The following is a 25,493-nucleotide window of genomic DNA, read 5'->3' as shown; positions in this document are numbered from 1 at the left end:
GGGGACGCGGTTTTTCTTGCTCGTAGGCAGGAACGTGTCGAGGCAGGAGCGAATTACAAGGAAAGGGACCGCGGCAACAGAGATTCCAACTAAACTGGAGGATGTGAAACTGCTCAACTTTCACATTTATCCAGCACTGGATAGTAGGTCCAATGATAGAGTCTCAAGCATAGAGAGATTGAATTTTACCGCTCCTTTTGTGATGGCTCGAAAGGATTAAGGCACGAATGTCGCCATTTTTTGTGACCTGAATCACAGCCTCTATAGGGAGCAGAGGCGTTACCTGTAATTAGGGCTGTATCTAATAAGGAAAATCGCAATTATGACACGCATACTTGAAGTCACTGATTTGATCCTCCGCGATGCGCACCAGTCGCTTATGGCGACGCGCATGGCAATGGAAGACATGATTCCAGCCTGCGAAGACCTGGATAATGCCGGGTACTGGTCGCTGGAGTGCTGGGGCGGAGCCACGTTTGACTCCTGCATCCGCTTCCTGAATGAGGATCCGTGGGAGCGGCTGAAGATGTTCCGCAAGCTGCTGCCGAAGACCAGACTGCAGATGTTGCTGCGCGGCCAGAACCTGCTTGGCTATCGTCACTACGAAGATTCGGTCGTAGAGCGGTTCGTGGCGAAAGCAGCCGAACACGGAATGGATGTTTTCCGCGTGTTCGATGCACTCAACGATCTTCGCAACCTGAAGACCTCGATTGCAGCAGTGAAGAAGAGCGGCAAGCACGCACAGGGCACCATTTCGTACACGGTGAGCCCGGTGCACACGGTTGAAGCCTTTGTAGAGATGGCGCAGAAGCTGAAGGAAATGGGCTGCGACTCGATCTGCATCAAGGACATGGCCGCCCTACTGAAGCCGCAACCGGCTTATGACATCGTGAAGGGCATCAAGGAAAAGTGCGGCGAGGACACCCTGGTCCACCTGCACTGCCACTCCACCACGGGCGTCACGCTGGTGAGCTATATGAAGGCGATCGAAGCCGGAGTGGACATCGTTGACACCTCGATCAGCTCGCTGTCGCTCGGACCGGGACACAATCCCACCGAGAGCCTGGTGGAAATGCTGGAAGGAACCGGCATCGAAACCCGTCTCGACATGGACAAGCTGCTTAAGGTTCGCAACTACTTCAAGAAGATTCGCCCGCGCTACAAGGAGTTCCTCAGCGACATCACGGGCGTCGAAACCGAAATCTTCAACAGCCAGATCCCTGGTGGCATGATCAGCAACATGGAAAGCCAGTTGAAGCAGCAGGGCGCCGGCGACAAGCTGGAGCAGGTGCTTCTGGAAGTTCCGCGCGTGCGCAAGGCTTCTGGATATCCGCCACTGGTTACGCCGAGCTCGCAGATTGTGGGCACGCAGGCTGTGTTCAACGTGCTAATGGGCGAGTACAAGGTCCTGACTGGTGAATTTGCCGATCTGATGCTTGGCTACTACGGCGAGACGCTGGGACCGAAGGACCCTGCCGTGCTTGAGAAGGCCAAAGCTCACGCCAAGAAGGAACCCATCACCTGCCGTCCGGCCGACTTGCTGAAGCCGGAATGGGAGGCACTGCGCGACGACGCATTGGCTCTGAAGGGCTGCAACGGCACCGACGAAGATGTGTTGACCTACGCCATGTTCCCGCAGGTTGCGCCGAAGTTCTTCGGCACGCGCGAACAGGGACCGAAGAACCTGGGCAAGGATCCGGCAGCACAGGCAGCAGCAGCGGCGACAGCGCCGAAGACTGCACCTGCTGCAGGCAAGCCCACCGATCCGGTCAAGTACGCGGTCACCGTCAATGGACAGACCCACAACGTCACCGTCGCGGCGGCGCGGTAAAGGAAAGGGATCAGATACCTAATGGCTACCACAGTTTCGGCACAGCCGAATAGCAAAACGATGGAAGAGCGCATCGCGGCCCTTAAAGCAAAACGCGCGTCAATCGAACAGGGCGGCGGCGACAAACGAATCGAAAAGCAGCACTCGCAAGGCAAGATGACCGCCCGCGAGCGCGTGGACAAACTGGTCGACAAGAACTCGTTCGAAGAGATCGGCGCCTATGCACAGCACCGCGCAACACTGTTTGGCATGGAAGGCAAAGAGCTTCCGGCAGACGGCATTGTGACCGGATGCGCGCAGATCGACGGCCGCTTGGTGCACCTGGCCAGCCAGGACTTCACCGTGGCGGGCGGCGCTGCCGGCGAAGTGCACAACGACAAAGCTGTTGACGTGATGAAGCTGGCCTTGAAGACCGGCTCGCCTTTCGTCTTCATCAACGACTCGGGCGGGGCTCGCATCCAGGAAGGCATCGACGCACTGGGTGGCTACGGTCGCGTGTTCTACAACAACGTAATGCTGAGCGGCATTGTGCCCCAGATCTCGCTGATCTGCGGACCGTGCGCAGGCGGCGCGGTGTACAGCCCGGCGCTGACCGACTTCATCATCCAGACCAAGCAGGCCCAGATGTTCATCACTGGCCCGCAAGTCATTAAGCAGGTTACGGGCGAAGTGGTTTCAGCCGAAGCTCTGGGCGGCCCTGTCGCACAGATGAACAATTCGGGTGTGGTTCACTTCGTTGCCGAGAGCGACTCCGACGCGATCTACATCTGCCGTCGCTTGCTGAGCTTCCTTCCTTCGAACAACCTGGAAGATCCGCCGCGACTGCAGTACGAGTTCCCGATGGAAGACGATCCTTCGCTGAATGGAATCGTTCCGGTGGATGCGAAGCAGGCATACGACGTTCGCGAAGTTCTGACGCGGATCCTCGATCACAACGACTTCATGGAAGTGCAGCCGGGCTTCGCTCCCAACATCGTGATCGGCTTCGGACGCATCGAGGGACGGACGATCGGCATTATCGCCAACCAGCCGAGCGTTTCGGCCGGTGCGCTGGACATCAACGCCAGCGACAAGGCGGCACGCTTCATCCGCTTCCTGAATGCATTCAATATTCCCATCGTGACCTTCGTGGACGTTCCGGGCTTCCTGCCGGGCGTGCAGCAAGAGTACGGCGGGATCATCCGTCACGGCGCGAAGATGCTGTTTGCGTACTCGGCGGCAACCAGCCCGAAGATCACCATCATTCTGCGCAAAGCCTACGGCGGTGCGTACCTCGCGATGTGCTCCAAGGACCTCGGTGCTGACCGCGTCCTTGCATGGCCGACGGCGGAAGTTGCCGTGATGGGTGCCGAAGGCGCAGCCGAGATCGTATTCCGCAAGGAAATCGCGGAAGCCGACGACAAGAAGGCGAAGCGGCAGGAACTGATTGCGACGTATCGCGATGCGTTCGCCAATCCTTATGTCGCTGCCGGACGCCGTCTGGTGGATGACGTGATTGAGCCTTCGCAGACGCGCCGCTCGCTGGCACATGCACTGCAGGCGCTCGAAACGAAGCGCGAACTTCGTCCTTCCAAGAAGCACGGACTGATTCCGCTCTAATAGCGGCGAGGAGATTGAGAATGGCATCGACAGCAGTAGATAAGAACGCCACCAAGAACCCGTCCGAAGCGGAGGTGAAGCGGTTGCAGGCGGAGCTGGAAGCGCTGAAGAAAGAACTGGAACAGCGCATCAGCGCCGTTGAATCCCTGATCCCCAAGGTGGAAACTCCCACCGTGGAAGAGCAGGTGACTTCGCCGGAAACGCTGGCAATTATCGCGGTGGCAGTCACAGCATATCTTGGCAAGAAGGTGAAGATCCGCTCGGCACGACAGATTCCGGCGGTGAATCAATGGGCGCAGGCTGGACGCGCAACGATCCAAGCCTCGCACAACCTGAAGCGCTAAAGCGGTAAGACTCCGGGGCGCCCCGGGATAAACTCCCGGGGCCTTGGACCGCCACATTGTGCGGTGCTCCGCTTAGGACCAGGCGCAACTGTGCGCCACGGTACCGAGATCAGGTACCAGGAGAACGACCTTGAAGCTACAGATCGGAATCGACGGAAAGTCCTACGAAGTCGAAGTAGAGATAGTTGAGGAAGATAAACCGAAGCCGCATTTCATTCCGGCACAGCCGACGGCGACGACTATCGCCGCAGCTCCGGCCGCAGCCGCTGCGGGAGCGCCCAAGGCAAAAGCGCCTGAAGGCCCGGTGGACGAGAAGAAAGTTTGCCGTTCGCCGATCGCCGGCATGGTGACTCGCGTGAACGTGCAGGCTGGCCAGCAGATTCAGCCGAATGATCTGCTGCTTGTTTTGGAAGCAATGAAGATGGAAACCAACGTGGTATCGCCCGTCGCTGGCAAGGTGAAGAGCGTGACCGTTGAACAGGGCGATGGCGTCCAGTTGAATCAAATCTTGGTGGAGTTCGAGTAATGAGCACAGCTACAAATCAGAAGGCAGTTTTCGAGCAGTTGAAGCAGGTTCCGGGATTCCAGTTTATTGACCACTTTGCGATCTCTGTACCGCAGGGCAAACTCGACGGCATGGTAGCCGCCTATGAATTGCTGGGCTTCCAGGAAATTCATCGCGAAGAAGTACACGGCAAAGACATGGTTCGCGAAGCACTGCTTCAGATTGGCGACGGACCGAACCTGATCCAGTTGCTTGAGCCCCTATCCCCCGAAAGCCCGGTGCAGAAGCTGATCGAAAAGAACGGCGGACGCGGTGGGTTTGCTCACGTTGCATTCCGCGTGAAGAGCGCACAGAAGGCGTTCGACTACATGAAGGAAAACGGATTCACGATCATTGACGCGGCTCCGCGTCCGGGATCGCGTGGAACCACCGTGTTCTTTGTACATCCGAAGTCGCGTGCGGAAAATGCCTTCGGATTCCTGATCGAAGTAGTGGAAGACCCGAATAACTAGCAATTTTCTTTTTAGATACGAGAGCGCGGATGACCTCCGCGCTCTTTTCATTTTCAGCAACTCCCGCGGGCGCTCGCGAGGAACATGCGGTAAGCGAGATTTCGAACCTCGGCGTGGCCTGAATCTGGAAACGGCTAGCGGCTATGCTGCGGGCTTTCGAATGCAGCGCGAAGTGCAGATAGAACTCGAGTACGAGCCGACTCGAATGGGCCCGGGATGCTGTGCCCGCTGGCGCAGACATGCCCCCCGCCACCAAACATCGCAGCAATACGAGCTACGTTGATGCGGCCTTTGCTCCGCAGGCTTACACGATAGCGACTATCGCCCGTTTCGCGAAAAAATACGGTGGCTTCGACGCCATCAATTCCAAGCGCCCAATTCACCAAGCCTTCACAATCCTGCTCAGTCGCACCTGCGGCGCGCATGTCGGCTTCGGAAACGTGCATCCAGGAGATGCCCTCCTCGCACTGCAGCGTGGATAGAGCAAACCCGAGAAGACGCATTTTCGACGCGGGGTTGGAGAAGTACACCTGTTGCGCTATCGCGGCCGGGTCAGCACCGGCCACCACCATCTCACGTGCAAAGGCGAAGGTCTGAGCATTTGTGCCGGAATAGCAGAACGAACCCGTGTCGGTGAGGACAGCGGTGTAGAGGCAAGTGGCTATCTCACGTGTAATGGTGACCCCTGCGGACTTGGCTAGCCGATAGACGATTTCAGAAGCCGCCGCAGCAGAGGGAAGAACGTAGTTGACGTCGGCATATTCGAAGTACGTGCTGTGGTGATCGATGTTGATCGAAAACAAACCGTCGATTCCATCGAGACCAGCGCGATGAACGCTGTCACACTCAAGAATAAGCACGCCATCATAGCTCGCGGCGTTGACCGGACCGCTGCTGACTTCGGCGGCGCCGGGCAATCCGCGATAGATGAACGGAACGCCGTCCGCGAGATATCCATCGGCCTGCTTGCCCATCGCACGAAGTATTTGAACGCAGCCGAGGACGGAGCCCACGGCGTCACCATCGGGTCGGGCGTGAGACGTGACAGCCCACCGCTGGCGAGATTGCACTGCGTTCACTACTTCGTCGAATGTGTTCATTGGGGCTTTTTCTTGCTGCGCTTATCGATCCTTTCAAGCAATTCATCGATCCGCGCTCCGTACCTAACTGAGCTGTCGAGAACGAAATGCAGATCGGGAGCTACGCGCAGGCTGAGAGCTTCAGCCAACTCGTGGCGAATGAATCCGACAGCATCGTTAAGCGCCGAGACACACTCCTTCTGCTCGCGCTCATCGCCTTCCACGCCGACATAGATACGAATGGCTTTGCCGCCCGGGGCAGGAACGATGTCATTTACCGTGATGAGACCGATGCGAGGGTCTGAAAGTTCTCCGGTGACGATAACTACGATTTCTTCCTTGATCGCTTCGATCAGCCGATCTTTGTGGTGCTGTGCACTGCGGTTTTCCAAGAAACAATACTCCTACGCCGTTGGAAGGCGTCTCCAAATTATGACCGGGGAAACTGATTAATCTACCATAGTGAGCGCGATTCTGCTCAGATTATGGGCGATCCAATTGATGAACTACGGCATTGATATTTCGATGCTAAAGGATGATGACGTCGCCTTCGCGCGCAGCCCGGACCTTGTGGTAGTACTCCGATGCGCACCGTTGAATTCGGTCGATGCAGTTGTCATCGTGGTCAGGATCGTGATGATACAGGACCAATTCCTTGGCTCCACTCTCCATCACGACATTGACCGCCTCGCGCCAGTGACTGTGTCCCCATCCGCGTCGCTTCGCTTGATATTCATCCGGCAGGTACTGCGCGTCGTAGATGAGCACATCGGCACCTTCGGCCAGACGGCGCAGGTTACGATCGAAAACTGAGTGTCCGGGCTCGTTGTCGGTGGCGTAAACGAGGACTCCGGTGTCGGTTTCCATGCGAAAACCCAGGCAGCCCTGCGGGTGATTGAGCCACATGGACTGCACGATGCAGTCATCGAACTCTACCCTCTCCTCTTCGATATCGTAAAAGTTGCAGTGGGCAGACATTTCCGTCATATCGACCGGGAAATATGGGTCTGTCATCTGCTCCTCAATTACGCGCTGCAGGCCACGGGTACGGCTTGAGGAATGGAAGTAGAAGTAATTATCAGGATTGTTGTACAGCGGCACGAAAAATGGGATTCCCTGAATGTGATCCCAATGGAAATGCGACAGGAAGATGTGGGCAGTGATGGGCGCTGCACCCTGTTGCATGCCGAGGCTCTTGCCTAGATTGCGGAAGCCGGTGCCGCAATCAAAGACATAGAGGTGGCCGTTGATGCGCACCTCGACGCAGGACGTGTTTCCGCCATACCGCATGTTCTCCAACTGCGGTGTGGGTGTGGACCCGCGAACGCCCCAGAACTTGATTTCCATGCTTCTCCTGCGTGAGAGCGGAAGTGGCGATACTCCTGGCTCCCAACAACGCGCGCACGGTACTAAGAGTTAGCAAAGTATATACGTGAATACATCGTTTGTCTCACGTCTGCTGACGCTGACAAACTGCGCAAAGGCCCACCCCACCTACAACCGGGGAGCACACACCCCAACTGCAGCTGAGTTTTCGAACCGACTGATATGTCGAAATGAAATCCCATTCTGACACACATCTTTATGTGCGGAAAGAAGGATTACTGATTGGGTATCTGCCGCTTCTTTGCCTTGACACCGCCATAACCCCAAGTAAGCTGGAGTGCAACAAGGAGCAGCTATGGACCAGAGCCCCGTGGAAGACAAGCGGATCATGCGCCGTTTTGCGGTGGAACTGCCTCTGAAAGTGAAGTCCGAGGGTGGCGAAACCTCGGCAAGAACGCGAGACATCAGTTCCCAAGGCGTCTGCTTCTACTGCGACGCTGCGATGAAACGCGACTCGATGATCGAGTTCACGCTGACTCTCCCGCCTGACATCACGATGACCGTCCCGCTGAGCGTATATTGCCGAGCCAAGGTGGTCAGAGTCGAAAGCAACAACGACTCGGGCAGCGAATTCAAAATTGCCGCCGCAATCGACAGCTACGAATTTCTGACGGATGACGGCTTGCTCAAATCCATGAGCTCTGCTGACGCGCACGCCGTGGTGTGATTGAATAAGTGATCGTGAATAAGCGTGTGTTGCTGCTGGGCTGTGCGCTGGTTGTGCCTACGGCGCTGCATGCACAAAATGCGATTGGCGAGGTCTATTCCGGTGACGCGAGCGTTCGCGGCGCGGTAGTTCTCTCGAGCAATGGGGCAAAGGTACTGAGCGGCTCGCAGGTGTCGGCCGGGGACGGCATCGCCCTTCTGAAACTGGAACGCGGCGGCGAGCTCAGGATCTGCCCGAAGACGAACTTGTCTCTTTCCTCGGACGCGAGCGGGCGCTCGCTGGTGCTGGGGATGAACGCCGGGGCGATGGAACTGAACTACAGCCTGCGTTCGGCGCAGGATTCCCTGCTCACCCCTGATTTTCGATTCCAGCTCATCAGCCCGGGAACTTTCCACCTGGAAATCACGGTCGCCCCCTCGGGAGATACCTGTGTGCGATCACTGCCGGGCAACGATGCTTCGCTGTTTGTGGCCGAGATGATGGGCACGGATTCCTACCAGCTCACCCCAGGCAAGAGCGTGCTGTTTCGTGCAGGGAAGATTTCCGGGGCGACAGAAGCTCCGAAGTCGTGTGGATGTCCTGCGAGCAAGCCGTTGCCGCTGAAGGCCGCGGCTCCGGCCGAAGAGTCTGAACCCACTCCGAAGCCCACGGAATCGAAAGAACAGGCAAAATCGAGCGATTCGACGCCAATCGTGCCCGAAGTTGCGCTCAACCAGCGCAGCGAGCCAGAAGAAGGCCAGCAGGAGGCTGACGCGGCCGAGCATCTTGAGGTTGAGACCCAGTTTGCCTTCCGTGGAAACGACATGGCGGACGACTTTCTTGCATCGGTAGCCAAGCTGTCGGTGTCGAGGGACAATTCGCGGCTGACGATGGCCCTGCTGCCGCAGGTGAACGGGCCAACCGTGGCAAAACCCGCGGCTCCAGAGAAGAAGCCGGGAGCCTTGCGGAAATTTGGACGAATGCTGGGAAGGCTTTTCTGGAAATAACCGATTAAAAAGAAATGAGATCGCGAATTTCCTTTGAATTGCCCCCTACTGTTCTTGGCGTTAAGCGTGGTAAACTCCGAGGTGCCAACGTTTTAGCTTCGGTTGCTGACGCGCGGTATTTGAAATCCGCTACACGGAGATACAAAAAACATGACGAAAGCCGATCTCATCGAAGAAGTTTCGCGACTGGCCGAACTGACCCGCAAGGACAGCGAAGTCATTGTGGAGACAATCTTCGACAGCGTTGTGAAAGCTCTGCGCAGCGGAGACAAGATTGAGATTCGCGGATTCGGCAGCTTCCGCACACGGCAGCGGAAACCCCGGGTCGGGCGCAATCCAAAGACCGGCGACCGGGTGGAAGTCCCTCCGAAGAAGATTCCGTTCTTTAAGCCCAGCAAAGAGCTGAAGGATATGGTCAATGAGGCGGCCGCTGCCGCCAAGCCGCAGGCTGCCGCAGCAGAAGCAGCTTCGGCCGAAGCCGCAAAGCCTGAGAGCTAAAACAAAAGCACAGCGCGGGGCCCAACTGCACGCCTTGAGACTTCGCGGCTGAACAGAATCTCCTCGTAGTGAACTGCGAGGCGAATAGTCGAAGCGGCGGTGCTAAGTTGTGCTCTCGTGAACCTGCCTAATTCCATCACGCTAGGTCGCATTTGTTGCGTACCCCTGTTTCTCTGGGTTTTGGCAAGCAGCCACTTCTCCGGTGTGCACGGCCGACAGGAGATGTTGGCTGCTGCTGTCTTCCTGCTCGCTTCGTTGACGGATGGGCTGGACGGATTTCTTGCCCGCCGCCTTCATCAAGTAACCACGCTCGGAACACTGCTGTCTCCGTTGGCCGACAAACTCTTGGTCGCCACTGCATACATCACGCTCGTGAAGTTCGCTCCTGCGCTGGTTTCGGGCTGGGTGGCTGTGCTGATCGTAGGCCGCGAGTTCCTTGTCACCGGCCTAAGCTCGGTGGCCGTGCAGGAAGGGATGACTCTGCATGTGTGCGACATCGGGAAGGGCAAGACGGTGGTGCAGATCCTCTCCGTCGTGTCGGTACTGATGGCCCACGCGTGGCCCATGTGGAAGGTAGGGGGCACAGTGCTGCATGGAACCACCTTGGCAGTGCTGGCGATTTGGCTTACGTTGGCCGTGTCGCTGTTATCCGCCTTCGCCTACTTCCGCGCGTTCTGGGCTGAAGCGCTGGCACAGAGCAAGGCTCGAAAAGCGCCTCTTGCCTTTGTGGTGAATCACGGCGGAGACAAGACCAGGGCGTAGAGCCTTTTCGTATTCGAGTCATTTGCCATTCCGCATCCCAAATGGCAACGCCCGGGGTGCAGGCAATCTGATTCATTCTCATGACGCAATTCCCTGTCGAATACTCGGACGATGAACGGCGATGGCTATTGCGGTTGGCTCATCGCAGCATTCGCGCTGCCGTAGCCGGAGGGCAACAACAATCTTCCGAACCCGCGAGCGAACATCTAAGAGAGCCACGCGGTGTCTTCACAACCCTGCACAGAAATGGCCAGCTTAGAGGCTGTATTGGATACGTGCTCGCGACCGATCCGCTGGACGAAGCCGTGTGGCGGACAGCACGTGCAGCAGCACTGGAGGATCCCCGGTTCGCTCCTGTAAGTGAGACCGAGCTGGAGGGATTGCAGATAGAGATAAGCGTCCTGTCGCCAATGTTTGAGATCGCACCAGAAGACGTTATTGTGGGCCGTCATGGCTTGTTGGTGAGCCATGAAAAACGCCGAGGGCTACTGCTGCCCCAAGTTCCTGGAGAGTACGGCTGGGATCGCGAAACCTTCCTTCAGCAAACGTGTCGCAAAGCCGGATTGCCGCCGGACATGTGGCAGAGGGGCGCAAAGATCGAGGCGTTTACAGCCGAAGTTTTTGGCGAGAAAGCGCCCGGAGAAAGTTTGCAGTAGTGAGTTCTTGGCAAGTCAAACAACTATGCCCCAGGTTTTTCGCCACAATGGCACCTGGGGCATTCGTTTTCAGCTCTGATTTGGAACTTCAGTTCTGCTCCTGCTGCACCACGTCTCCGAGCTCCATCTCCGACAAAGCCCGGGTGACAAGAGCGGTGGAAGAATTGGGGGTAGCGCTCAATATGAGCACCTCGCCCAAAACACGCTGCGGGAGGAGAGAATCGTCTTTCGCCTTGATTTTCCGGGAATCGACAGCCGTGTCAGCACCTCGGGGCAGCCGCTCCGAAGCTCGGTCCATGCGATTCAGATCCTTCGAAGCATAGCCGCGCAGGACAACAAGGTATTCGCCCGGCTTGGCACCCTTCTCGGTACCGTAATCGGTGTAGATAATGTGGCCTTCCCCAAGCAGTCCGACAAAGTCCTTTGCGCCAAGGATGTGACCCTGGGGAGCATCCGACTTGTCCTGGAAGTCTTTGAGCGCAGTGCCTGTGGAGCGGAACGAAATCGAGGGCTTCTCCTGGAACGGCACCACGACATCCCCCGGCACCGCCGTGTCGCAAGCGAAGTCGAAGGTCGCAAGGGAAACATTCTTCTGGACGGAATGCACCGTCACCCAGCCAATTTCCTGGTATAGCGAACCGGTTTTCAAGAGCTCCTTCCGCACTTCAGGGGCGGAGTCTTCGCGATTCGGATCGGCCACGTGGCGCAGGATGCTATATCGCTGCCCTTCGACCAGCGCCGGGCCACCGATGAACAACTGCGACTCGGCAGGGAAATTGTTCTCGTGCGGGCTCTCTTTGGAGCCAAGCAGGTAGTTTGTGCGCGGAATGGAATCCCTGGTCAGAAAGCCGGCACAGTACATTTGGCTATAGTTGGGGCCTTTGGCTTCGGCAACGCGGGGTTGTGGCGCGGGTCCGGCTTGTGCCACGAGAGTCCCGGTGAAAAGGGCGAACGTAATGATCAGGTGTTTCATTCCACGCTCCCGTTTTAACCGCTTGTAAGGAGAGGAGTTTTCTCGATGCTAGCTGGAAGCTAACAAAGGCAGGTGCAAGGGTCAAGTGACCTTGGGACAAGACGGACGCGAAAGCCATTGACTGATCGGGCACGTTACACTGTTTCAGGACAATTACCAGATAAAAAATCATTGAAAGCATTGCAACCCGTCCACGAGCTAATTACTATGTGCGCACAAATGACTGTTTCACCGATGAACTACGCTGCACGCTCCCTGCGCTTTCGCATGCCGCGCATTTGCGTTGCGATTACAAGTACGGATCCGGCTGAGCTGCTGGAAAGAGCGGAAACCGTCCTGCGCGAGAATCCCTTGGTCGAGCTACGGCTTGACCACCTGAAGGCACCGCTCTCCGCCCTGCCCCGCCTGAAAAGGCTCATGGAAGTGCGCCCTGACGCGGTCGTGATTGCGACTTGCCGGCGCACCGGAGCTGGTGGCGGGTTCCATGGCTCGCTGGAGGAGCAACTCGACATCCTGCGCAAGGCTGCCGAGGCTGGCTGCCCAGCTATCGATATTGAAATAGAAAGCGTTGAGGCAATGGCGACTGCGGACTGGGAAGATCTCCGGTCACGTGCAGCTATCATCCTCTCCTACCACGACTTCAAGACCACATCGAAGCTGGAAGAGACCTTTGGACGGATGCGCGCCTTCAATGCCGACTTCTACAAAATTGTCGGTACTGCGACCTGCCTGCACGACAACGTCACGATGATCCGGTTCCTGGAGGAGCATGGCTCGGAGTACGCCATGGTCGGAATGTGCATGGGTGAGCAAGGCCTGTTGAGCCGCGTCCTGAGCATTCGTGCTGGCGGAGCCTTCACGTTTGGGTCTCCCGAGCACGGCAAGGAAACCGCTCCGGGGCAGCCCACGTTCCGCGAGCTGCGCGATTTCTACCGCGTGGAGCACATGGAATCAGTGACGAAGGTTTATGGCATTGCCGGGGACCCGGTGGCGCATTCGATGTCGCCGTGGGTGATGAACGCGGCTTTCCGGCGCGAGAACGTGAACGCCGTGTATGTTCCGCTACATGCAAAGGCGCTCGACGATCTGCTCTCGACCGCGACGGACCTGCCCGTCAACGGCATGAGTGTAACCATGCCTTACAAGCAGGCGATGGTCGAACATCTTGAAAACAGCGACGTGCTGACACAGCGCACCGGCGCCTGCAACACGATTGTTCGCGGCAAAGACGGCGCCATGTTCGGCTTTAACACGGACGTATATGGGATCGTGGCAGCGCTGGAATCCCGCGTGACCCTGCAGGGTGCTCGCGTGCTGGTACTCGGAGCGGGAGGCGCAGCGCGCGCCGCCGTCTTTGGGCTGCAGGCAAAGGGTGCCGAGATCTCGATTCTGAATCGCACTGCAGCGAACGCTCAAGCTCTGGCCAAGCAGGCTGGCGCGAAGGTGATCAAGCGGAGCGACTTCGGCAAGATGTCCTTTGACGTGATTCTCAATGGCACGCCAGTAGGCATGGGAACGGACAAGCAATCGCCCTTAGAAGAGAATGAACTGAATGCCGTGTGGGTGTTCGATTCCGTTTACAACCCAATCGAGACGAAGCTGCTGAAGCTTGCCCAAAGTAAGGGATGCGGCACAATCAGTGGCGCCGAGATGTTTGTACATCAGGCGGCACGGCAATTTGAGATCTGGACTGGAAAACCCGCTCCGATCGACAGCATTCGGCAGGTGCTTCTGCGCCAATTGGGTGCCGCCGGTGGTGAGAATCAGACGCCAGTTCCGACGGTCGTTCAGCCTAAGGCGCGAGCGATTGCGGCGAATGCTGCAGCTGCAACTGAGCCAGAATCAGCAGTTACCGCTCCTGTGCCAGAGGTGAAGGAAGAGCCCAAGCCGGAACCGAAGCATGAAGCGAAGCCTGTAGCGGCAAAGGCCGTTTCCAAGGCGAAGGTGGCAGTTTCAAAGGCTGTGCCGGTGAAGGCAGCCCATCATGCGAAGGCTGCAAAGGCCGCGCCGGTGAAGGCCACGAAGGCTCCAGCGAAGGTAGCAGTGAAAGCGACGAAAGCAGTGGCGAAGCCCGCCGCAAAAAGCGCGGCGAAGAAGTCGAAAGTCATTGCGAAGAGCCGCTAGATCAATTCAAGCGCAACACAATGCCCCATTCTCGGATGGGGCATTTGCATTTAGGATGCTTCTGACTTTTCTCTGTCGCGCTTCAGGTCGGAGTAAAGCACGACACGGTTGCGGCCACGTGCCTTCGCTTCATAGAGAGCGGCGTCGGCAGCTTCGAGCAGATCGCGCTTGAAGTGAGCTTCCGAAGGAAACACTGCCACTCCCACACTGATGGTGACGTGCTCCGATTCCTGTCCGGCTTCGGTGCGAACTCCGGTGAAGAAATTCGCCTGCTCAACGGAGAAGCGGACGCGTTGCGCAACCAGTTTTGCGCCTGCGAGATCGGTTTCCGGCAATAGCAGGATGAATTCTTCGCCACCATAGCGTGCGGCTGTATCGATTTCGCGAAGGTCGCGTGCGAGGATCGCGGCAACGTCGCGCAGCACGATGTCTCCTGCGTGGTGTCCGTGCGTGTCGTTCAGACGCTTGAAGTGGTCGATGTCGATCATCAGGATCGACAGAGGCGTACCACGGCGTTCGGCGCGGGCAAGTTCGATATCGAGTTGCTGTTCGAAGAAGCCACGCGTCTTCAATCCGGTCAGAAAATCTGTGAACGCGAAGCGCAGCAAAGTCTCGTTGGAATAATCGCGCGCAAGCATGCTCTCAGCGATCAACGAGAGTATCCACAGAAGCTGCGCGTCTTCGCGAGTAAAGCTATCTGTGCGGTCACCAAACAACTGCAACGATCCCATCACGCGATTGCGCACAAAAAGTGGAATCACGAGCACGCTGGCGGCATCCATCGCACGCAGCAGAGTGTCGGCTTCCGGTTGCGAATGCCGCGAGATCAGCAGAGGGCGTCCAAGCTTTGCAGACCAGTAGTTGAGAACGTTTGCGCGCGTGTAACTCTCTTCGTCCGGATCAGGCATGTTGCGAGTGACGCGCACATGCATCACTTCGCCGTCTTCTTCCCAGAAATAAACCGCCCCACGAACAAAACTGACAATTTCAGCAGCGAGGTCGCAGACAAGATTCAGAGTGGAGGCAAGTTCCATCTCAAGTCCGGCGAGCATGCTCATACGAAGCAGAACATTGACTTCGCGAGCACGTCGCACAATCGTCTCTTCCTGAAGCTCTGAGAAAACCTCGACGGCGAATCGCTCGAGCAAGTCGGGTTGAGGAGACGAACGAGACGGTTGTGCCATAAACGAAGCGGGACGCGGCTTGTTCCGTTAGGATGCATCCGACGAACCTGGTGCCGCCCTGTCCGCCGCTCGATGGACGATTGAGTGTGTTCGGTTGCCAAATTAAGCATTTCGCTCTATGATTGGAATGGTGAGAAGCACCTAAGTGCCGTTTTCGACGGCCCAGTTGCTGCCAGAAAGAAGATTCCTTGGAAATGGAAACACAAAAAAGGAACTACTCCGGAGGTAAAAGGAGACTCTGGTTCACCCGCAAGGCTGACGAGCCCAGAATGAAGACAGGTTGTTACGTATCGCCTCCCCCAAAGGATTTTTCCGCAGTTCCAATCGAGTCTTAATGGCTGTTCCGATTTCCCGGTGTGAGCAGCCGGGAGTCTTTGGAGAGCGAAGATGGCGTGGTACGCATACTGCATCAGCGAACAAGCGAACTTCCAACAAGGACGCGTTCGTCGTCCGTTTCTCATTGATTCTCTCAAAGGCATAAACGGGAGCCCGGTAAGCGGGTTTCCTTGCGGCGAGTTTGTGGTGATCGTCAGCGAGATCGTACACGGACAAGCGCTGACCCAACAGTCCGCCATGGAGCACGCCCGGATTGTGAGCGACTGCTTCAAAATGGCGACACTGCTTCCCTTCAAGTTCGGCACCGTGTTTGAATCCGACGAAGCCCTGCGCCAAGCAATCAGGAACAACAAACGAACCTTTGCAGATTCGATTGCAAAGCTCCGCGGAAAAAGCGAAATGCACATTCGGGTGACGGTCAGGGAAGGCACAGCAATCGCTGAAACGATGAAAGACCTGCCCCACAAGGTTGGAGGCGAATACCTGTCGAGGCTGAAAGTGCAGGCGACCCTAGACCGTGAACGCCAGTCGAAAGCCCGGGCACTGTCGCTGCAAGTGAGCAAGCTGCTCAACCCGCTGCAAGAAGAAATTACATGCAAGAAGGTCGAGACGGGAATTGTGCTCGACATCGCTCACCTGATCAACTCGGATATGGTAGAGAAGTACCAGAACCGGTACTCAAGTGCGCTGCGGCAGTTTAAGGGTGTCGAAATCACGATTTCTGGCCCTTGGCCGCCCTATCACTTTATGCCCGACCCGGGAAAAGTACGCACGGTCGTAAATAACTGAATCGCAGTTTCCTCTGCTCTGAAAGGCCGGCCGCGAGCCGGCTTTTCTGCGTTCAGCAGCAGCAAACGATGGAACCCGTGAGTTGTCAGGTACTCGGTATTGTTATCCCTGTTCCAACATTGAGAATCTGGATTAGAATGCGGATTCAAACCATTTGCACTTGTTAACCACTTTCAGGACGCTGGCGACCAAAGGGAAGCATCACAATTGGGTACGGCGCACAGAAAGTAGGTCCGCTCCCGTACACGGCACCAGGAGGAGTTCTGGCTGGCTAACCCTCAACGGCTTCGGCCCAACCCTTGCAGGAAGGCGCTTCAGCATGCACGTTAGCAGCAGGACCAGGATTCTGATCGTGGACGGCGACCGAGCTCAGAGCCAATTTCTGAGCGCGCATCTCACGCGCCGCGGCTACGACGTGAGCGCCGCCGCAAACGGTGATGAGGCGGTCCGCATGTTCCGCGTGTTTGATCCCGCGCTGGTGTTGCTCGACGCTGACACTCGCGGCATGGAGCGGATGGAGACCTTGGAGCGGCTGAAGCATATCAAGCCCGATGTTTCGGTCATCATGACCGCAAGCAGCAGTTCGCCAGAAGTCATATTCAGGGCCTCAAAGCTAGGCGCCGACGACTTTATGGGCAAACCGATGGAACTTGCTGTGCTCGATCAGCACATGACACGTCTGCTGGAAGGCCAGAGGCTCACCTCTGAGGTGACGCAGCTTCGAGACCAAGTTCGCCGCCAGAGCGATTTCAGCATGCTCTTTGGCACCAGTCCGAAGATGGAGGACGTGAAGAACACGATCGAGCAGGTGGCCGACACCAATGCCACCGTGCTGATCCGCGGCGAGAGCGGCACGGGCAAGGAAGTTGTTGCCCGCATGGTGTTCTCGCATTCACTGAGACACGACAAGCCATTTGTAAAAGTGAACTGCGCAGCTATTCCGCATGAATTGCTCGAAAGCGAGTTGTTCGGCTACGAGCCGGGAGCATTCACGGGAGCCAATCGACAGAAACTGGGAAAGTTTGACTTGGCCCATGGCGGCACGATGTTTCTGGACGAAATCAGCGAAATGCACCCCGCCCTTCAAGCGAAACTGCTGCATGTATTGCAGGATGGCGAGTTCTCTCGCTTGGGCGGGAAACGAGATATTGCAGTAGATGTTCGCGTGCTCGCGGCAACCAACAAGCAATTGGAGCGGGCGGTGGAGGAAGGTACGTTCCGCGAAGATCTCTTCTATCGCCTGAACGTCGTCACGATCAACATTCCGCCACTGCGTGAGCGCAAAGAAGAGATTGCGGTGTTCCTCGACTTTTTCCTACGCAAGTACAGCGAATACTACGGCAAGCAACCGCCACCATTCAGCGACTACGCAGTAAGCCGGATGATTGAGTACAGTTGGCCGGGAAACATCCGCGAGTTGGAAAACCTGGTTAAGCGCTACGTGATCGTGGGTAATGAATCACAGATCATCCGCGAGCTCTCGAACCACAAACCGATCAGCTCCTCGAATTGGGAGCCGAAGCCTGCGGTTCCGGTGATAGCACGTCCGGTTGAGATCGACATGGTCGCGGCGGACACCGTCAAAGGAGAGCTAGAGTCCTTGTCCCTGTTGGAAATTGGCCGCCGAGCGGCAATGAAGGCCGAGCGCGAGGCTATTGAACGTGTGTTGAACCAGACGCGCTGGAATCGTCGGCAAGCAGCGAAGATTTTGAAGGTGAGCTACAAGGCATTACTCAACAAGCTGAAGGCAATGGAAGAACAAGACCAGTTCAACAACAAGAACTTGTCTTCTAAATAGTGGAAGCTGAATACCACTTTATTCTTGCATATTTTACACAGTGCTTCTTCACCTCTGTCCGAACATCCTGCCCGAAGATCCGAATATTACAATCAAATTAACAACTTAGAATTTCGCTGCTGAACGGCTGCGGGCGTTCCGCTTCACTGGCCCGGAACGTGCATCAGTATGGGTAACAAAGAGGCCGAAATTGCCAATGAAAGTTCCTCTCAAGGAGTACACACTTCTATTCGCGGCTCCCGAAAGGTTGGAGCGGCACCTAAATCTTCCTGCCTAAATTCCCACCCTCCCTTGCCTCTTTCAAGAAGCGACCCATTAAGGGTCGCTTTTTCGATGCTCACAAATCCGTCCGATTTGCTGAGTGCCGCGGACGTCCCTACGCATCCTAGTCTGGGCACGACGCTCATGTGGCCGAAACGAATTGACCGCCGAAGTAGCCGCCGCTATCATTTGCGGTCTGTGACTCTAAACGCTGTAGAGAAGTGACGGCGATGGACAAAGAACGTATCCAGCATCTCAAACAACTTCTCGAAGCACGTCGTAAAGACTTGCTCGAGAGCGTAGCGCGTGCGGAAGAAGAGGGCCGTACAGCACACGCGACCGATTCCGCACAGGACGTTGCTGATCGAGCCTCAAGCTCGTACACGAAGGAATTTTTGTTTGCTCAGAGCAGCAACGACCGCCATCTCCTCCAGATGGTCGATCACGCACTGGCAAGGATTGCAAAAGGCGAGTATGGCGAGTGCGAAGTTTGCGGCGAAGACATAAACGAGCGCCGACTCGAAGCACTTCCATGGGCAAGGCACTGCATTGCATGTCAGGAGAAACTGGAGCGCGGAGAGCTGCAGCAAGAGCAGACGCAGGAAAGCTGACCAGGTATCAAGGGAAGAACAAGGCCGCCTACCGGGCGGCCATCTCTTTTGTCTTTTCAGGGGCAGGCACCGCCGCGCGCGTCACACACGAACGATGCAGACGATAAGCCAGAATGATTACGGCACAGAGCGGCAACAGGTGAATGAGGCCATGCAATGATTCACCCACGATGATCAGCGCCATCCACACCAACAACAAAGCGAAAAAGATCCAGTGCGCAATTCCCGGAATTCTTACTTTTCTTTTCAATTCTGCTTGCTCCTGTCTGACCCGTCATTTGCGCAATAGGTGAAGTTCTCCTGCAGGGAGCTTGTATCGGCTTGTTCTGCAAATGGGATGAACTCTGGAGGGAACAAGTTGTCGTTCAGGAACGAGTTTTGCCCTGCTTTGCATGATTTTCATCGCATTTTCACAAGGTTTGAACCGGCTATGGCGTAAACGGCGGAATGGGCAACACCCGACTGGGACTGTGCCATCCCAAGTGCGACCACAACCCACGGGTGTAATCGCAAATGAGATATCTATCGGCACTCCTGCTCATATTCCTGGCCACGCTGATCGGATGCGGCACAGGCACCAGAAACTCTACAACTACCGGAGGCTCGGGCGGAGGCACCACTGAGGGCGGCACTACCGGAGGTGGCGGCAGTACAGGCGGAGGCACTACGAGCACGGGAAGCCTGCAATCAGTCAATCACATTGTGATCATGATGCAGGAGAACCGCAGCTTCGATCACTACTTCGGACAGCTAGGCGCTTACCGCGCTTCGCATGGGGCAGGCGCAGCAAGCGACATTGATGGATTGCCCGCGAACGTGTCGCTGAAAACATGGGATGGAAGCCCGAACGTCTCGCCATTTCACATGGTCAGCGCGTGCTCGTACGACATGACCAGCAATTGGCAGGAAACGCATAACACCATCAATCTCGTCCATCCGACGCAGGTAACAGGCACTCCACCTATGGATGGGGCCGCAGCGATGCAAGGTGGATTCTGCGTGCATGACGCCGCCAATCGCGGCCTCACGTGTCCAGATCCCGCGGGCAAGCGTGCGATGGGCTATTACAACGAGAACGAACTTCCGTTCTACTACTGGGCAGCCACACAGTTTGCAACCTCGAATCGCTGGTTCAGCGCCGCCCCGGCACGCACGCAGCCGAATCGGATGTATCTGTTGGCAGCGACATCACAGGGCTTTACGCGGCCGCCAACGGACACACTCACGGCAAAGACGATCTTTCAGCTTTTGCAGGAAAACAACATAAGCTGGCGTGTGTACGTTAGCGACAATTGGGCTCCGGGCAAGACAGGGAGCACGTACATGACGTACTTCCCTTCATTCACCAACCAGCACATCTCGAATTTCGTTCCGGCCACTCAGTTTGCGACCGACGCAGCCAACGGAACTCTGCCGCAGGTCTCTCTGATCGAGACTGGATACGAATCGAGCGCAACAGATGAGCATCCGCAGAACAATGTCCAGGTTGGGGCAGCGTACGTTCAGAAGCAGGTGAATGCTCTGATGTCTAGCCCTTCGTGGAAGGATAGCGTGTTCTTCGTCACCTTCGACGAGTTCGGTGGATTGTATGATCACGTTCCGCCAATGCAAACGGTAAGCCCAGATGGCGTTGCGCCGAAAGACCTGACCTCCTTCGATCCAACTGGCGACTTCACAATCACAGGCTTGCGCGTGCCACTGATCGTGATTTCACCATTCACAAAGCCGCACTATGTTTCGAACACCCCGGCAGATTTTACCGCTATGCTGAAGTTCATCGAGACGCGCTTCAACCTGCCATCGCTCAACAAGCGTGACGCGGCACAGCCAGACATGACGGAATTCTTCGATTGGAGTTCGCCAAATTTGAATCCCGGCACGCCACCGACGCAGACGACGTCCGCCCCGTGTTATCAGGATCACTTGCCGTAGCTTGCCAATGAAACGCAAAATGCCCTCACGAAGGGGGCATTTTTTGTGGCGCAGGTTACGTGGTCAGGAATGTTTCTCGAAAAACAATTCCGAGAACTTGCGGCGCATCACCGATCCTCCGAACGCGCCTGCGATGGCGGGCAAAGCGACCAGGAAAGCCCCTGCGACACTGGCGCGAGTGAAGTGCGCAGTTGGGGTGACATACTTCGCGATGGCGATGGCAAGCGGCACGGGCGCTCCTACGAGCAGCGCCCAGCGCCATGGACGTGCAGGGCGCAGAACTCCGAGCAGCATGCTGCAGGCAGTTACGGCCAGAGCGGAAAGCAGTGCATCGGGCTCTTCCATCGACTCAACTGCAATGTGAAGAGCACCGCACGCCATGCCTAGGAGCAGAGCGAATAGGTAGAAAATCAGCGGATAGCGTTCAGGAGTGGATTCGTTCATGGAAGGCACGATCCTTGCGCCAGCGATTGTAAATTCAAAGACAACAGTCGGCAACTGAGCTGGTGAGGCATTGATGAACGGCCCCACTGGGGTTATTGTTTTACCCATGTTCAGAACCGTACAGGACTTTCTCGAAACGTGGAAAGCTGAGAGCAGTTCAACCCTGCGCGTTTTTCGCGCACTTGATGACCGTTCGCTTGTGCAGGCAGTAGTACCCGGAAGTTACACTCTGGGCTCGCTCGCGGCGCATATCGCGGGCAGCATCGTCGCCATTCCTGCGCACGCTGGATTGTTGCCGATGCCGGAAAAAGCCCAACTTGCAACTGTCGACGCAATCATCGCAGCTTACGAGAAGAACGCGAAACAACTTGAGGATGCGGTCGTTTCGAAGTGGAAGGACGCCGAACTTGGCCAGGAAATTCCGATCTTCGGACATAGCATGCGAAAAGGCGCTGTGCTGAATATCGTCATTGCCCACCAGGGACATCATCGCGCGCAGATGACTGTGCTGATGAAGCAGGCGGGATTGAAAGTTCCCGGCGTGTATGGGCCTTCGGAAGACGACAAAGCAGCGATGGCGGCGCAGAAGTAGAAGCTGTTCAGCTAACGGCGAAAACCTCGGATCCAAAACTCGAGCGCCGAAAGTCAAAGACCCCACATCTGCTGAGTACGGCAGATGTGGGGCACCTTCACGCAGTGGTTGCAGGCGCTAGTACTTGTAGAAGCCGCGGCCAGACTTGCGTCCCAGCCAACCAGCATCGACCATCTTGATGAGTAGCGGGCAGGGGCGATATTTCGGATCACCCAGTCCTGTGTGCAGCACGCGAAGAATGTCGAGGCAGACATCGAGCCCTATGAAGTCGGCCAGCGTGAGTGGACCCATCGGGTGCGCCATGCCGAGTTTAAATACTTCATCGACCGCCTCAGGCGTGGCAATTCCTTCCATCACCGTATAAATTGCTTCGTTGATCATCGGCAACAATATGCGGTTGCTGACGAATCCCGGAGCATCATTTACCTCAACCGGAGTTTTGCCCAGTTGCTCGGCGCAGGCCTTCACTGCGGCGTAGCTTTCATCGCTCGTTGCAATGCCGCGAATGACCTCGACCAACTTCATCATCGGCACTGGATTAAAGAAGTGCATTCCGATGACGCGATCAGGCCGCTTCGTCTGTCCTGCGAGCTTGGTGATGGAAATGGATGACGTGTTCGAAGCCAATATGGTTTCGGCGGGACAGAGCTGATCGAGCTGCTGAAATAACTGCTGCTTGATTTCGAAGCGCTCGCTCGCGGCTTCGATTACGAGTTGAGCAGCTGCCAGATCATCCCGTGAAAGCGTGGGTTTTATGCGGGCCAGCGCGGCGTCACGATCCTCGGCGGAGAGCTTCGCTTTTTCAACCTCACGTCCCAAATTCTTCTGAATAGTGGCGAGGCCGCGATCGAGAAAGCGCTGTTCGATTTCGACCAGGATGACGTTGAACCCCGATTTAGCGCAGACATGTGCAATCCCATTGCCCATGGTTCCAGCACCAACGATCCCTATGGTTTGAATTGTCATGGAGTGCTCCTTCAGTCTGATTCCGCCGCAGGACGGGCGAAGGCAACGGATGAGTGTACCAGAGGAAAGTGCCTTTGGCTGGCGCGCACATCGAGAGCTGTCCAACAATTTTTTACAAGGTTTTACAGCCAGTTCGCAGATTGCAGGTGTCCTCCGCCGTAAGGTGAGAATCGAATCACTCCAGTACGGGCGGGAGATGTCGATGAAGCGTGGTCGCGAATGGAATCAACGTGCTCGATTGCTGGTGCTGGAGTTTGCTGTGATCCTGCCCGCATTGGCGCTGGTCACGATAAGCATTCTGCATCTGAAGTCGCTCGGGCACGACAAGACAGTGAATGCGGCGATTGAGCGTGACTTGCAGAATATGCTGATGCTGACCGACAAGCAGATGACGTCGAAGGCTTACGAAATGGGCGAGACGATTCGCAACGAATTTCCGCAGCCTGAAGACGACCACGTCGAAGAGCAATTACAGCGCATCCTGGACCGCTATCCCAACGTGGCTCATGCGTTCCTCTTTGATCAGGATACGGGTACGGTCTTCGTCTCGCGCGCCGAGAAAATGCGAAATCCTGATTTCAGGAAAGAGCGCGACAAGCTGGAAAGCAGCATTTCAACCTGGCTTCCGATGGAGGGCAAAGACCTGGTCGAAAAGCTCTGGAAGATGGACAGGCAAGACGGACGCCCGTTCATGTTCGACTACTCGTGGGTGCCCCGTGGCGAGAAGAAGCTCTACCAAGCCGCCTTGCTGTTTCCGATCCGAAACGTGCCCGCAGACCACGTCGTAATTGGCGGAATTGCGTTTGACGCCGAGTACCTGCGAAACGAGTTCTTCCCTAGCGTTCTGAACCTGATGGCTGACTGCCCGACGAATCATTCGGCTGACACGAATGAACGAAACAAACCAGCATTGATGCTGCACGCGAGGCACGAATCAGAAACCCTGGCGGCCTCGTCTAATTGGGACGCAGGCAAACCCGAGGTTGAGCATCCGATGGAAGCCGGATTTCCAGGACTGGTGTTGGCCACGAAGTATCACGGCACTAGCGTGCAAGCACTGAGCAGCCATTTTCTGAAAACGAGCTACCTGATTCTTGCGGGTCTGTCGGCATTCATGATTGGCGGGATTGTGTTGAGCTACCGAAGCGTGAGCAAAGAAGTCGCCGTGGCAAAGCTAAAGTCCGATTTTGTTTCCAACGTTTCACACGAGCTACGCACGCCTCTTTCGCTCATTCGGTTATATGCCGAGACACTGGAGTTGGGCCGCATCCCAAGCACTGAAAAGCAACAGGAGTATTACCGCATCATTCGCAAGGAGAGCGAGCGGCTAACAACACTCATCAACAACATTCTCGACTTCTCAAAAATCGAAGCAGGAAAGAAGGCTTACGATTTTCGAGAAACCGACATGGCCGAACTGGTGAGGACTACGCTCGATTCCTACCGCTATCAGATTGAGCAGAACGGATTTTCTTTGCAGGAAGAGATCGAAGATAACCTGCCTTCGATCAAGGCAGATCGTGAGGCAATCGCCCGCTCTCTGCTGAACCTGGTGAACAATGCCGTGAAGTATTCATGCGACGAGAAGAGTCTTGCCGTAAGACTCTCGCGTCACGATGGTGCGCTCAACATGGAAGTGATCGACCGCGGCATCGGCATCCCGCGAGCGGAGCAGAGCAAAATATTCGAAAAGTTTTATCGCGTTAGCGATCCGCTGGTACACAACACAAAAGGCAGCGGGCTTGGACTGTCCCTGGTACGCCACGTTGTAGACGCGCACGGCGGAAAGATCTGGGTGGAAAGCACTCCCGGTCAAGGCAGCAAGTTCAGCATCGAACTTCCTATCAACACAGAAGCGAAAGCAAACTCAGCCAAGGCAGGTTGACATGAACGCACATCAGAACCGCAAGCTCTCCACCATGCCGGCTCCGCAGCCTATTGCCACAACCACGGGCTCATCCAAAGCTCGCATTCTGGTTGTGGAAGACGAGCCAAACATGGTTGCAGGCTTGCGCGACAACTTCGAGTTTGAAGGCTACGAAGTGATCGCCGCTCGCGACGGAGTGGAAGGCTTGGAACGTGCTCTCTCTGGAGCACCAGACCTCGTGGTCCTCGATGTAATGATGCCGAGGATGAGCGGACTTGATGTTTGCAAGCAGTTGAAGGCGAAGCGCCCTTCGCTGCCGATCATCATGCTCACCGCTCGCGGACAGGAGATCGACAAGGTCGTGGGCCTCGAACTCGGTGCAGACGACTACGTCACAAAGCCGTTCTCGATTCGCGAATTACTTGCGCGTGTGAAGGCCGTTCTGCGCCGTGCCCACGTGCTCCCAAAGACCATGGACTGCTACGCATTCGGCGATGTCGAAGTGGATATGAAAGCTTGCCAGGTATTGAGGGCGGGCAGGCGGCTTGAGTTCTCGAGCAAGGAGTTTGACCTGCTCAAGTTCTTCATCTGTCATCCGGGAGAGACGATTACTCGCGACAGGCTTCTGGATGAAGTATGGGGCTACGGGAACTATCCGACGACACGAACCGTGGACGCGCATATCGTGCATCTGCGCCAGAAGCTTGAACCTACTCCCGAACAGCCACAATTCCTGCTCACAGTCCACGGCATCGGGTACAGGTTTGTAGGCTAGCGACAGGCTTAGGAAC

General features: G+C 56.3%; 26 protein-coding genes. 18 read left to right on the top strand and 8 right to left on the bottom strand.

Annotated elements, in window-relative coordinates:
* Positions 1-322 precede the first annotated feature (322 nt).
* From AC6IZD_RS01080 to AC6IZD_RS01060, 5 genes are all read left to right on the top strand, one after another.
* Positions 323-1,831: a methylmalonyl-CoA carboxytransferase subunit 5S gene (locus AC6IZD_RS01080; protein ID WP_497785830.1), complete on the top strand. Its 1,509-nt coding sequence runs from the start codon at positions 323-325 to the stop codon at positions 1,829-1,831.
* 21 nt (positions 1,832-1,852) lie between these two features.
* A complete protein-coding gene (locus AC6IZD_RS01075; protein ID WP_497785829.1) occupies positions 1,853-3,430 on the top strand; it encodes an acyl-CoA carboxylase subunit beta in 1,578 nt (525 codons plus the stop codon).
* Positions 3,431-3,450: 20 nt separating this feature from the next.
* Positions 3,451-3,774 (top strand): hypothetical protein, encoded by a 324-nt coding sequence (locus tag AC6IZD_RS01070; RefSeq protein ID WP_497785828.1) that lies wholly within the window; start codon positions 3,451-3,453, stop codon positions 3,772-3,774.
* 130 nt (positions 3,775-3,904) lie between these two features.
* Complete coding sequence (locus AC6IZD_RS01065; RefSeq protein WP_497785827.1) at positions 3,905-4,300, top strand: biotin/lipoyl-containing protein; 396 nt, start codon at positions 3,905-3,907, stop codon at positions 4,298-4,300.
* Positions 4,300-4,791 (top strand): VOC family protein, encoded by a 492-nt coding sequence (locus AC6IZD_RS01060; protein WP_497785826.1) that lies wholly within the window; start codon positions 4,300-4,302, stop codon positions 4,789-4,791. The genes AC6IZD_RS01065 and AC6IZD_RS01060 overlap by 1 nt, the downstream gene beginning before the upstream one ends.
* Before the next feature lie 134 nt (positions 4,792-4,925).
* Here the strand turns inward: AC6IZD_RS01060 and AC6IZD_RS01055 are convergent, their stop codons facing one another.
* The 3 genes from AC6IZD_RS01055 to AC6IZD_RS01045 form a co-directional block, all read right to left on the bottom strand.
* Positions 4,926-5,891: a DHH family phosphoesterase gene (locus AC6IZD_RS01055; protein WP_497785825.1), complete on the bottom strand. Its 966-nt coding sequence runs from the start codon at positions 5,889-5,891 to the stop codon at positions 4,926-4,928.
* Positions 5,888-6,262 (bottom strand): 30S ribosome-binding factor RbfA, encoded by a 375-nt coding sequence (rbfA, locus tag AC6IZD_RS01050; protein ID WP_497785824.1) that lies wholly within the window; start codon positions 6,260-6,262, stop codon positions 5,888-5,890. Before rbfA ends, AC6IZD_RS01055 begins: the two co-directional genes overlap by 4 nt.
* A gap of 136 nt (positions 6,263-6,398) precedes the next feature.
* Positions 6,399-7,217, bottom strand: coding sequence for an MBL fold metallo-hydrolase (locus AC6IZD_RS01045; protein ID WP_497785823.1), 819 nt, complete (start codon positions 7,215-7,217; stop codon positions 6,399-6,401).
* 334 nt (positions 7,218-7,551) lie between these two features.
* Between AC6IZD_RS01045 and AC6IZD_RS01040 the strand changes: the two genes are divergently transcribed.
* From AC6IZD_RS01040 to amrA, 5 genes are all read left to right on the top strand, one after another.
* Positions 7,552-7,923 (top strand): PilZ domain-containing protein, encoded by a 372-nt coding sequence (locus AC6IZD_RS01040; RefSeq protein ID WP_497785822.1) that lies wholly within the window; start codon positions 7,552-7,554, stop codon positions 7,921-7,923.
* Between the two features lie 14 nt (positions 7,924-7,937).
* Positions 7,938-8,909, top strand: a complete 972-nt coding sequence (locus AC6IZD_RS01035) for a hypothetical protein (RefSeq protein WP_497785821.1) — start codon at positions 7,938-7,940, stop codon at positions 8,907-8,909.
* A gap of 150 nt (positions 8,910-9,059) precedes the next feature.
* A complete protein-coding gene (locus AC6IZD_RS01030; RefSeq protein ID WP_497785820.1) occupies positions 9,060-9,407 on the top strand; it encodes an HU family DNA-binding protein in 348 nt (115 codons plus the stop codon).
* 117 nt (positions 9,408-9,524) lie between these two features.
* Positions 9,525-10,169 carry a CDP-diacylglycerol--glycerol-3-phosphate 3-phosphatidyltransferase gene (pgsA, locus tag AC6IZD_RS01025; RefSeq protein WP_497785819.1) on the top strand — a complete coding sequence of 215 codons (645 nt, stop codon included), beginning with the start codon at positions 9,525-9,527 and terminating at the stop codon, positions 10,167-10,169.
* Between the two features lie 80 nt (positions 10,170-10,249).
* Positions 10,250-10,825: an AmmeMemoRadiSam system protein A gene (amrA, locus tag AC6IZD_RS01020; RefSeq protein ID WP_497785818.1), complete on the top strand. Its 576-nt coding sequence runs from the start codon at positions 10,250-10,252 to the stop codon at positions 10,823-10,825.
* Between the two features lie 88 nt (positions 10,826-10,913).
* On the opposite strand, the gene AC6IZD_RS01015 is transcribed toward amrA, so the two are convergent.
* Complete coding sequence (locus AC6IZD_RS01015) at positions 10,914-11,798, bottom strand: hypothetical protein (RefSeq protein WP_497785817.1); 885 nt, start codon at positions 11,796-11,798, stop codon at positions 10,914-10,916.
* 219 nt (positions 11,799-12,017) lie between these two features.
* Here AC6IZD_RS01015 and aroE point away from each other — a divergent pair, with 219 nt between their 5' ends.
* Positions 12,018-13,922, top strand: coding sequence for a shikimate dehydrogenase (aroE, locus tag AC6IZD_RS01010; RefSeq protein ID WP_497785816.1), 1,905 nt, complete (start codon positions 12,018-12,020; stop codon positions 13,920-13,922).
* 50 nt (positions 13,923-13,972) lie between these two features.
* Here the strand turns inward: aroE and AC6IZD_RS01005 are convergent, their stop codons facing one another.
* On the bottom strand, positions 13,973-15,106 hold the full coding sequence (locus AC6IZD_RS01005; protein ID WP_497785815.1) for a GGDEF domain-containing protein: 1,134 nt from the start codon (positions 15,104-15,106) through the stop codon (positions 13,973-13,975).
* A gap of 387 nt (positions 15,107-15,493) precedes the next feature.
* On the opposite strand from AC6IZD_RS01005, the gene AC6IZD_RS01000 reads away from it, so the two are divergent.
* The 3 genes from AC6IZD_RS01000 to AC6IZD_RS00990 all read left to right on the top strand — a co-directional run bounded on the left by AC6IZD_RS01000 (position 15,494) and on the right by AC6IZD_RS00990 (position 18,901).
* The gene (locus AC6IZD_RS01000) at positions 15,494-16,231 is read left to right on the top strand and encodes a GvpL/GvpF family gas vesicle protein (RefSeq protein ID WP_497785814.1); all 738 of its coding nucleotides are present in this window, start codon (positions 15,494-15,496) and stop codon (positions 16,229-16,231) included.
* Positions 16,232-16,550: 319 nt separating this feature from the next.
* Positions 16,551-18,029, top strand: coding sequence for a sigma-54-dependent transcriptional regulator (locus AC6IZD_RS00995; protein ID WP_497785813.1), 1,479 nt, complete (start codon positions 16,551-16,553; stop codon positions 18,027-18,029).
* A gap of 491 nt (positions 18,030-18,520) precedes the next feature.
* Positions 18,521-18,901 (top strand): TraR/DksA family transcriptional regulator, encoded by a 381-nt coding sequence (locus AC6IZD_RS00990; RefSeq protein ID WP_497785812.1) that lies wholly within the window; start codon positions 18,521-18,523, stop codon positions 18,899-18,901.
* 28 nt (positions 18,902-18,929) lie between these two features.
* Here the strand turns inward: AC6IZD_RS00990 and AC6IZD_RS00985 are convergent, their stop codons facing one another.
* Positions 18,930-19,151 carry a hypothetical protein gene (locus tag AC6IZD_RS00985; protein WP_497785811.1) on the bottom strand — a complete coding sequence of 74 codons (222 nt, stop codon included), beginning with the start codon at positions 19,149-19,151 and terminating at the stop codon, positions 18,930-18,932.
* Positions 19,152-19,414: 263 nt separating this feature from the next.
* Here AC6IZD_RS00985 and AC6IZD_RS00980 point away from each other — a divergent pair, with 263 nt between their 5' ends.
* A complete protein-coding gene (locus tag AC6IZD_RS00980; RefSeq protein ID WP_497785810.1) occupies positions 19,415-20,833 on the top strand; it encodes a phospholipase C in 1,419 nt (472 codons plus the stop codon).
* Positions 20,834-20,896: 63 nt separating this feature from the next.
* Here AC6IZD_RS00980 and AC6IZD_RS00975 read toward each other — a convergent pair whose 3' ends face one another.
* Positions 20,897-21,277: a hypothetical protein gene (locus tag AC6IZD_RS00975; protein ID WP_497785809.1), complete on the bottom strand. Its 381-nt coding sequence runs from the start codon at positions 21,275-21,277 to the stop codon at positions 20,897-20,899.
* A gap of 106 nt (positions 21,278-21,383) precedes the next feature.
* On the opposite strand from AC6IZD_RS00975, the gene AC6IZD_RS00970 reads away from it, so the two are divergent.
* Complete coding sequence (locus tag AC6IZD_RS00970) at positions 21,384-21,869, top strand: DinB family protein (protein WP_497785808.1); 486 nt, start codon at positions 21,384-21,386, stop codon at positions 21,867-21,869.
* Positions 21,870-21,986: 117 nt separating this feature from the next.
* On the opposite strand, the gene AC6IZD_RS00965 is transcribed toward AC6IZD_RS00970, so the two are convergent.
* Positions 21,987-22,835, bottom strand: a complete 849-nt coding sequence (locus tag AC6IZD_RS00965) for a 3-hydroxybutyryl-CoA dehydrogenase (protein ID WP_497785807.1) — start codon at positions 22,833-22,835, stop codon at positions 21,987-21,989.
* A 202-nt stretch (positions 22,836-23,037) separates the two neighbouring features.
* Between AC6IZD_RS00965 and AC6IZD_RS00960 the strand changes: the two genes are divergently transcribed.
* Entirely contained in the window at positions 23,038-24,720 is a 1,683-nt protein-coding gene (locus tag AC6IZD_RS00960) for a sensor histidine kinase (protein WP_497785806.1), read from the top strand.
* Position 24,721: 1 nt separating this feature from the next.
* On the top strand, positions 24,722-25,477 hold the full coding sequence (locus AC6IZD_RS00955; RefSeq protein ID WP_497785805.1) for a response regulator transcription factor: 756 nt from the start codon (positions 24,722-24,724) through the stop codon (positions 25,475-25,477).
* Positions 25,478-25,493: the final 16 nt, after the last annotated feature.

It is taken from the genome of Koromonas humicola (genome assembly GCF_059726255.1).
Note: the sequence above shows the minus strand (reverse complement) of the source record. Positions and strands in the feature narration are given on the sequence as shown.

Excerpts from the sequence above, each read along its gene's own strand:
- AC6IZD_RS01080 (WP_497785830.1), top strand. The coding sequence starts at position 323 with ATGACACGCATACTTGAAGTCACTGATTTGATCCTCCGCGATGCGCAC.
- AC6IZD_RS01075 (WP_497785829.1), top strand. The coding sequence starts at position 1,853 with ATGGCTACCACAGTTTCGGCACAGCCGAATAGCAAAACGATGGAAGAG.
- AC6IZD_RS01070 (WP_497785828.1), top strand. The coding sequence starts at position 3,451 with ATGGCATCGACAGCAGTAGATAAGAACGCCACCAAGAACCCGTCCGAA.
- AC6IZD_RS01060 (WP_497785826.1), top strand. The coding sequence starts at position 4,300 with ATGAGCACAGCTACAAATCAGAAGGCAGTTTTCGAGCAGTTGAAGCAG.
- AC6IZD_RS01055 (WP_497785825.1), bottom strand. The coding sequence starts at position 5,891 with ATGAACACATTCGACGAAGTAGTGAACGCAGTGCAATCTCGCCAGCGG.
- AC6IZD_RS01045 (WP_497785823.1), bottom strand. The coding sequence starts at position 7,217 with ATGGAAATCAAGTTCTGGGGCGTTCGCGGGTCCACACCCACACCGCAG.
- AC6IZD_RS01040 (WP_497785822.1), top strand. The coding sequence starts at position 7,552 with ATGGACCAGAGCCCCGTGGAAGACAAGCGGATCATGCGCCGTTTTGCG.
- AC6IZD_RS01030 (WP_497785820.1), top strand. The coding sequence starts at position 9,060 with ATGACGAAAGCCGATCTCATCGAAGAAGTTTCGCGACTGGCCGAACTG.
- amrA (WP_497785818.1), top strand. The coding sequence starts at position 10,250 with ATGACGCAATTCCCTGTCGAATACTCGGACGATGAACGGCGATGGCTA.
- AC6IZD_RS01015 (WP_497785817.1), bottom strand. The coding sequence starts at position 11,798 with ATGAAACACCTGATCATTACGTTCGCCCTTTTCACCGGGACTCTCGTG.
- aroE (WP_497785816.1), top strand. The coding sequence starts at position 12,018 with ATGACTGTTTCACCGATGAACTACGCTGCACGCTCCCTGCGCTTTCGC.
- AC6IZD_RS01005 (WP_497785815.1), bottom strand. The coding sequence starts at position 15,106 with ATGGCACAACCGTCTCGTTCGTCTCCTCAACCCGACTTGCTCGAGCGA.
- AC6IZD_RS01000 (WP_497785814.1), top strand. The coding sequence starts at position 15,494 with ATGGCGTGGTACGCATACTGCATCAGCGAACAAGCGAACTTCCAACAA.
- AC6IZD_RS00995 (WP_497785813.1), top strand. The coding sequence starts at position 16,551 with ATGCACGTTAGCAGCAGGACCAGGATTCTGATCGTGGACGGCGACCGA.
- AC6IZD_RS00990 (WP_497785812.1), top strand. The coding sequence starts at position 18,521 with ATGGACAAAGAACGTATCCAGCATCTCAAACAACTTCTCGAAGCACGT.
- AC6IZD_RS00980 (WP_497785810.1), top strand. The coding sequence starts at position 19,415 with ATGAGATATCTATCGGCACTCCTGCTCATATTCCTGGCCACGCTGATC.
- AC6IZD_RS00975 (WP_497785809.1), bottom strand. The coding sequence starts at position 21,277 with ATGAACGAATCCACTCCTGAACGCTATCCGCTGATTTTCTACCTATTC.
- AC6IZD_RS00970 (WP_497785808.1), top strand. The coding sequence starts at position 21,384 with ATGTTCAGAACCGTACAGGACTTTCTCGAAACGTGGAAAGCTGAGAGC.
- AC6IZD_RS00965 (WP_497785807.1), bottom strand. The coding sequence starts at position 22,835 with ATGACAATTCAAACCATAGGGATCGTTGGTGCTGGAACCATGGGCAAT.
- AC6IZD_RS00960 (WP_497785806.1), top strand. The coding sequence starts at position 23,038 with ATGAAGCGTGGTCGCGAATGGAATCAACGTGCTCGATTGCTGGTGCTG.
- AC6IZD_RS00955 (WP_497785805.1), top strand. The coding sequence starts at position 24,722 with ATGAACGCACATCAGAACCGCAAGCTCTCCACCATGCCGGCTCCGCAG.